Raw genomic sequence first — 3,245 nt, 5'->3', positions numbered from 1 at the left:
TCAATGATCAAGGATTGAACGGGACTGCCTCCGTTTCGGATGGGGAATCCCTGCAAACATCAGATCCATTGAAGGATTTAGCCGGTTTCAATCCGGAACAACTATTCGGCTTATCATGGTCGACTTGCTTGAACGCCACAATAGAAGCTTTGCTTAAAGCGAGGGGAGCCAAGGCGCGGAGCAAAGCGGAAGTCCATGTCGATTTCTGCAGGGAAGAGGACGGAAAAGGGTTTTATTTCGATCTCAAGGCTTTTATTTCGGTCGAAGGCATGGAGTTGGCAGATGTTGAGAAACTTGCGCAATCAGCCCACAAACGCTGTCCTGTTTCAAAAATCATTGGTGACTACAATCACGTCACGTTGGAAGTTGTCCCGTACGCGGAATAACGACCTTTGAGTTCGTTGCTTCATTTGACAGCTAAAGCGTATCAGTTTGCTTCACTCTGTTTTGTGATAAAATAGTGAAAAGCAGAAAAGGTGGCGTAGCGTATGTTAAAAGATTTCGATTTTGACAAAAAAGACACGACATTATCCGGCACAAAAAGGTCCGAACTCGGCAGTGAATTAGCCGCTTTGCAAAGAAAGCTGGTCAACAGCGATTCATCCATGCTTATCATCGTCGATGGTTGGGAATCTTCGGGCAAAGGGCATATATTGAAGGATCTGACAAGGGAATTGGACCCGCGTTATTTCGAAGTAAGTGTCTTCGATGATGCGTTGGATGATTATGCAGAACGTCCGTTTTTGTGGCGCTTCGCAAGGGATTTACCCGGAAGAGGCCGAATCGCCTTTTTTGACCGCAGTTTTTATTCGGAACTAATGAATGATCTGAAGGTGAAAGATGAACGCTTGGAACATCACCTCGGCTATATCAGTTTTCTGGAGCGGATGCTGGTTGCCGATAACACAATCGTCCTGAAACTGTTTTTGCACCACTCGGAAAATACGATGGAAAAACGGATTGAGAAGCTTAAAGACGATCCGTACAGAGAGTTCCTCATCACGAAAGACGATGAAAAACAACTCAAAAAATACAATAAATATTTGAAACACTTTGACAAAATATTGGGAATGACAAATTTTGAGTCTTCTCCGTGGCACGTGATCTCATCAGAGGACCTAAAGGATGCTTCCCGAGAAGCGATTAGCATCGCTAGCAGCACTTTGAAGAGCCACCTTGAACAAACTGAAAAGAAACCACCGGCGCCAATCCGTTCCGGCCTTAAGGAAAAGCCATTGACTAAAATCGATTTGAAAGCTACTATAACGGAAGAAGAGTACGAGGCACAGCTGGCGAAACTGCAGGAAGAAGCAGGTGAATTGGTCTACGAAATGTGGCTGAAAAAGATCCCGTGTGTCCTTGTGTTCGAAGGGACGGATGCAGCAGGCAAGGGTGGCGCCATCAGCCGCTTGACAAGGTTGATTGATCCCCGAAGTTATGATGTAGCTACGACAGCAGCACCCACAGAAAACGAGAGCCGCTTTAATTATCTATGGCGCTTCTATCAGACTTTCCCGGTGAAAGGAAAGATGACCATCTATGACAGAAGCTGGTACGGTCGCGTGCTGGTGGAACGTGTGGAAGGCTTCACGCCAGAGCACCGGTGGGCCGCAGCCTACGATGAAATCAATGAAATGGAACACAACTTAGTCCACGATGGTTTATTGATCATTAAATTCCTGATCGTGATAGATAAAGAAGAGCAAAAACAACGCTTTAAAGACCGTGAAAATGATCCGGAGAAGAATTACAAACTGACCGTTGAAGATTGGCGGAACCATGAAAAATTTGAGAAATATGAAGAAGCGATGAACGAAATGGTCGCTCGGACGGATACGAAAGATGCTCCGTGGATCATTGTCGAAGGAACCCAAAAAGAATATGCCCGGATCAAAGTATTGAAAGAATTCATCAGCCGGGCAAGAGCCTTCATTGATAGCCACGAGGGCAAAAAGCAAGGAAAATAGTCGAATGTAAGCGGGGCGTATAATTTGTTAACAAATAAGAGAGTAACCATCTATGTAACGGGCGGCATTGCAGTCTATAAAGCAGCTGATCTCGTCAGAAAATTCATCAAGGCGGGCGCGGAAGTCAAAGTCGCGATGACTGCTTCCGCACAGGAATTCGTCACGCCGTTGACATTCCAGGTATTGAGCAAGCACTACGTCTACACAAACACCTTCGATGAAAAAGATGCGCAATTCGTCAGCCATATCCATTTGGCTGACTGGACCGAGCTTGCCGTCGTAGCACCGGCAACAGCAAATATCCTCGCCAAGATGGCGAACGGCATTGCCGATGATTTTGTGTCGACCGCGCTATTGGCGACTACAGCTCCACGGCTGATTGTGCCTGCCATGAACCAGCACATGCTGGAAAATCCGGCTACAGTCCGGAATATGGAAGCTCTGAAAAGTTACGGCTATGAAATCATGGAGCCCGACACAGGCTTTTTGGCTGAAGGATACGAAGGCAAAGGGCGCATGCCGGAACCGGATAATATTGTTGAGGCAGCGCAGCTAGTCGTTCTGAATAATGCCAAAGAACTGCCTTTGAGAGGCAAAAAGGTGCTTATCACAGCAGGAGGAACAAAGGAGCGCATAGACCCGGTCAGATTCATCACCAATGATTCTTCAGGCAAAATGGGTTTCAGTTTGGCGAAAGCTGCCCGTGACTTAGGTGCTGAAGTGACATTGGTCACCGCAACAAATCTGTTGCCGATTCCTTTTGGGGTCGAACCAATATCCGTACAATCGTCCAAAGAGATGGAAACAGCAGTTTTAGATAAATTTCACAATGTTGATATGGTTATCATGGCAGCGGCTGTATCTGATTATAGACCGAAAACGCAAGCGACAGTCAAAATCAAGAAAACGAACGAGGATTTGACTCTGGTTTTGGAGAAAACCACGGATATCTTGGCTGAACTGGGAAAAAGAAAAATAGATCAATTTTTGATCGGTTTTGCGGCTGAAACGCATGAAGTCGAACTTTATGCGCTAGATAAGCTGAAACGCAAAAACGCTGATATGATTGTAGCAAATGACGTTTCAAAAGAATATGCAGGATTCAATAAAGATACAAACGAAGTGATCATTTACCAAGCGGATAAAGAACCGATCCAGATTTCGGTAAGATCAAAAGATTTGATTGCTGAAGAAATCTTGTATGCAGCCATCGAATCGATGCATAATAAAATTGGTTCAAACTAAGTCGTTAAAAACGAAAAAATAACATACTATAGC

At 45.1% G+C, this 3,245-nt stretch carries 3 protein-coding genes; all 3 read left to right on the top strand.

All coding sequences use genetic code 11. The features are described from left to right. Positions 1-386, top strand: a 386-nt coding sequence (locus WBM30_RS04835) for an OsmC family protein (protein ID WP_424899630.1), incomplete at its 5' end; no start/stop codon positions are given. A 102-nt stretch (positions 387-488) separates the two neighbouring features. Next, positions 489-1,967: a phosphate:AMP phosphotransferase gene (locus WBM30_RS04830; RefSeq protein ID WP_424899629.1), complete on the top strand. Its 1,479-nt coding sequence runs from the start codon at positions 489-491 to the stop codon at positions 1,965-1,967. 24 nt (positions 1,968-1,991) lie between these two features. Beyond that, on the top strand, positions 1,992-3,212 hold the full coding sequence (gene coaBC, locus WBM30_RS04825; protein ID WP_424899628.1) for a bifunctional phosphopantothenoylcysteine decarboxylase/phosphopantothenate--cysteine ligase CoaBC: 1,221 nt from the start codon (positions 1,992-1,994) through the stop codon (positions 3,210-3,212). The last annotated feature ends 33 nt before the right edge of the window (positions 3,213-3,245 follow it).

Origin of the sequence: Trichococcus sp. (assembly GCF_049684335.1) — a bacterium.
Taxonomy (GTDB): domain Bacteria; phylum Bacillota; class Bacilli; order Lactobacillales; family Aerococcaceae; genus Trichococcus.
Note: the sequence above shows the minus strand (reverse complement) of the source record. Positions and strands in the feature narration are given on the sequence as shown.

Excerpts from the sequence above, each read along its gene's own strand:
- WBM30_RS04830 (WP_424899629.1), top strand. The coding sequence starts at position 489 with ATGTTAAAAGATTTCGATTTTGACAAAAAAGACACGACATTATCCGGC.